Here is a 4,105-nt window from a genome sequence, read left to right as displayed (position 1 = left end):
GCGTCGTGCCACTCGCCGAGAGGCGACCTGCACACCGACACCAGCGCCGCCCCCGGCCCACCAGCCGGGGGCGGCGCTGTCTGATTCCTCGGCTCGCGAAGATGTCTCAGCTGGCCTATGTTCATGGGGTCGCTCGCGTGGGAGGGGGTGTCGGGGCATGGGGCTGCGTACCTTCATTGAGGGTTGGCCGGTCTATCGCCAGCTCACCGGCACCGACCCGCTCGGCCGGGGTGCCGCGGCCAAGTCCGATGGATCCCGGGCGCTCACCGCTCGCACCGAAACCGCCGACGGCGTGGCCCGTTCGGTCTGCCCGTACTGCGCCGTTGGTTGCGGTCAGCGGGTGTTCGTCAAGGACGGGCAGGTCAGTCAGATCGAGGGCGACCCGGACAGCCCGATCTCGCGGGGTCGGCTCTGCCCGAAGGGCGCGGCGAGCAAGAGTCTGGTGACGAGCCCGTTGCGCCAGACGAAGGTCCGCTACCGGCGTCCGTACTCGACGCAGTGGGAGGATCTGGAGCTCGACACCGCGCTCGACATGATCGCCGACCGGATGCTCGCCGCTCGCGAGCAGAACTGGGAGGACGTCGACACGCAGGGCCGGCCGCTCAACCGGACGCTGGGTTTCGCCAGTCTGGGTGGGGCGACGCTGGACAACGAGGAGAACTACCTCATCAAGAAGTTGTTCACCGCGATGGGGGCGCTCCAGATCGAGAACCAGGCCCGTATTTGACACTCCGCCACTGTCCCCGGTCTGGGGGCCAGCTTCGGTCGTGGCGGTGCGACGGATTTCCAGCAGGACATCGCCAACGCTGACGTCATCGTCATTCAGGGTTCGAACATGGCCGAGGCGCACCCGGTGGGTTTCCAGTGGGTGATGGAGGCCAAGCGCCGCGGCGCGAAGGTCTTCCACGTGGACCCGCGGTTCACTCGGACCAGCGCGGTGGCGGACGCGTACCTGCCGATCCGGGCGGGCACGGACATCGCCCTGCTCGGCGGGGTGGTGCGCTACATCCTGGACAATGAGCTGGACTTCCGGGAGTACGTACTGTCGTACACCAATGCGGCGACGATCGTCAGCGAAGAGTTCAGCGACACCGAGGACGGCGACGGGTTCTTCTCCGGGTTTGACCCGGAGACCGGCACCTACGTGCAGGACAGCTGGCAGTACGAGGGGCACGAGGGCTCGTCCGGCAGTGGGCATACCGCCCAGGAGCGGGACAGCGCCGCTGGGCTGACGCACGAGTCGCACGGCGCGCAGGTCAGCGGGCAGACCCGGCGGGATGAGACGTTGCAGCACCCGCGCTGCGTCTACCAGATCCTCAAGCGGCACTTCGCCCGCTACACCCCGGAGATGGTGGAGCGGGTCTGTGGGATCCCGCAGGACAAGTTCCTGGAGCTGGCCCAGGCGTGGACGGAGAACTCCGGCCGGGAACGCACCGGGATGCTGATCTACTCGGTGGGTTGGACGCAGCACAGTGTGGGTGTGCAGTACATCCGTACCGGCGCGATCATCCAGCTGCTTCTCGGCAACATGGGTCGCCCCGGGGGCGGTGTCATGGCGCTGCGGGGCCACGCCAGCATCCAGGGCTCGACCGATATCCCGACGCTGTTCAACCTGTTGCCCGGTTACCTGCCGATGCCGCACCACGCCGAGCACCCGAGCTTCGACGAGTGGGTGGACAGCATCCGGCACCCCGGGCAGAAGGGGTTCTGGGGCAATGCCCGGTCGTTCGCGGCCAGCCTGCTCAAGGCGTACTGGGGAGACGCGGCGACGCCGGAGAACGACTACTGCTACGGCTACATGCCGCGGATGACCGGTGACCACGGCACGTACCAGCAGGTGCTGAACATGATCGACGGGAAGATCAAGGGGTACTTCCTGCTGGGGCAGAACCCGGCGGTCGGGTCGGCGCACGGTCGGGCGCAGCGGCTCGGGATGGCCAACCTCGACTGGTTGGTCGTCCGGGACCTGTTCATGATCGAAAGCGCGACGTTCTGGCAGAACGGCCCCGAGGTGGCCACCGGCGAGATCGTGCCGGAGGAGTGCCGTACGGAGGTGTTCTTCCTACCTGCCGCCTCGCACGTGGAGAAGGAGGGCACCTTCACCCAGACCCAACGGCTGTTGCAGTGGCGGGAGAAGGCCGTCGAGCCGCCAGGTGACGCCCGCTCCGAGCTGTGGTTCTTCTACCACCTGGGACGCAAGCTGCGGGAGAAGTTGGCCGGCTCGGACGTGCCGCGCGACCGTGCGCTGCTCGACCTCACCTGGGACTACCCGACGCACGGCCCGAACGTCGAGCCGAGCGCCGAGGCGGTGCTGCGCGAGATCAACGGGTACGACGTGGCGACCGGTCGGCCGTTGTCCAGCTTTGGCGAGGCCCGCGCGGACGGCTCGACCGCGATTGGCTGCTGGATCTACACCGGCGTGTACGCGGATGGCGTCAACCAGGCGGCCCGGCGCAAGTCCCGACATGAGCAGGACTGGGTGGCCGCCGAGTGGGGCTGGGCCTGGCCGGCGAACCGTCGCATCCTCTACAACCGTGCCTCGGCCGACCCGGACGGCAACCCGTGGAGTGAGCGCAAGCGCTACGTCTGGTGGGACCCGGACAAGGCCGAGTGGACCGGCTACGACGTGCCGGACTTCGAGAAGACCAAGCCGCCGTCGTACCGGCCGCCGCCCGGGGCATCGGGGACGGAGGGCATCGCCGGCGATGACCCGTTCGTCATGCAGGGCGACGGCAAGGGCTGGCTGTACGCGCCCAGCGGTGTCCTGGACGGGCCGATGCCGACCCACTACGAGCCGGTCGAGTCGCCGGTGCGTAACCCGTTCTACGGGCAGCAGGCCAACCCGACCCGCAAGATGTACGCGCATCCGGTGAACTCGGTGAACCCGAGCCCGCCGGAGGAACACAGCCAGGTGTTCCCGTACGTGTTCACGGTCAGCCGGCTCACCGAGCATCACACCGCCGGCGGGATGAGTCGGACGGTGTCGCCGCTGGCGGAGTTGCAACCGGAGATGTTCGTCGAGGTGTCGCCGGAGTTGGCGACCGAACGCGGGCTCAACCACCTGGGCTGGGCGCATCTGGTCACCGCCCGCGCGGCCATCGAGGCGCGGGTGCTGGTGACCGACCGGCTCACCCCGTTGCGCGTGGACGGCCGGATCATCCACCAGCTCTGGCTGCCGTACCACTTCGGTTTCGAGGGTCTGGTGACCGGTGACTCGGCCAACGACCTGTTCGGGATCAGCCTCGACCCGAACGTCCTGATCCAGGAGAGCAAGGTCGGCACCTGCGACGTCCGGCCCGGCAGGCGCCCGACCGGCGCGGCGCTGCTGGATCTGGTCGGCGACTACCAGCGGCGCGCCGGGGTTGCCCCGGGCCAGAACGCCCCGGCGGTCACCATCAACAGCGAGGGGGAGGAGCGTCGTGCTTCCTGACCCGAACAGCCTGTACGGCCCACTGGATCCGGCACCGGACGCCGGCTGGTCGTCGGCGCCGCCGCGAATGGGGTTCTTCACCGACACCAGCGTCTGCATCGGCTGCAAGGCCTGCGAGGTCGCCTGCAAGGAGTGGAACGGCGTCCCGGAGAGCGGGTTCGACCTGCTCGGCATGTCGTACGACAACACGGGCGCGCTGACCGCGAACTCGTGGCGGCACGTCGCGTTCATCGAGCAACCCCGTCCGGCCGGGCACCGCACGCCGCCGTTCGCGGGGACGCCGACCGACGGCCCGGTCAGCGCCGCGTCGGCGGCCGTGGCGGCCGGTACCAGCGAGCGCACCGGCACGGATCCGGGGCTGCCGACCGGTACGCCGTCGGCCGCCGCCCGGATGGCCGCGGGCGGGCCGCCCGATGTGCTCGGCGACCCGACCACGGCCGGCACGGGTAGTCCGATCGCCGCAGGCCCTGGCGGCGGTGGCGCGGGGCCGGAGTTCCTCGGGATGCCGGGTGCGCGGCCGCCGGGTCGGGGCACCGGCGCGGAGGGGCGCACTGATTTCCGTTGGTTGATGATGTCGGACGTGTGCAAGCACTGCACCCACGCGGCGTGTCTGGATGTCTGTCCGACGGGTTCGCTGTTCCGGACGGAGTTCGGGACGGTGGTGGTGCAGGAGGA

General features: G+C 69.4%; 2 protein-coding genes. Both read left to right on the top strand.

Features of this window, described 5'->3' with window-relative positions:
• Positions 1–157: 157 nt before the first annotated feature.
• Positions 158–3,430 (top strand): formate dehydrogenase, encoded by a 3,273-nt coding sequence (gene fdh / locus ABZT18_RS32045; protein ID WP_354996505.1) that lies wholly within the window; start codon positions 158–160, stop codon positions 3,428–3,430.
• On the top strand, positions 3,420–4,105 hold a 686-nt coding region (locus ABZT18_RS32040; RefSeq protein WP_355253272.1), incomplete at its 3' end, for a 4Fe-4S dicluster domain-containing protein. The genes fdh and ABZT18_RS32040, both read left to right, overlap by 11 nt.

It is taken from the genome of Micromonospora sp. NPDC005291 (assembly GCF_040607415.1).
In the GTDB taxonomy this organism is placed as follows: Bacteria; Actinomycetota; Actinomycetes; order Mycobacteriales; family Micromonosporaceae; genus Micromonospora.
This window is presented reverse-complemented; position numbering and strand designations above follow the sequence as displayed.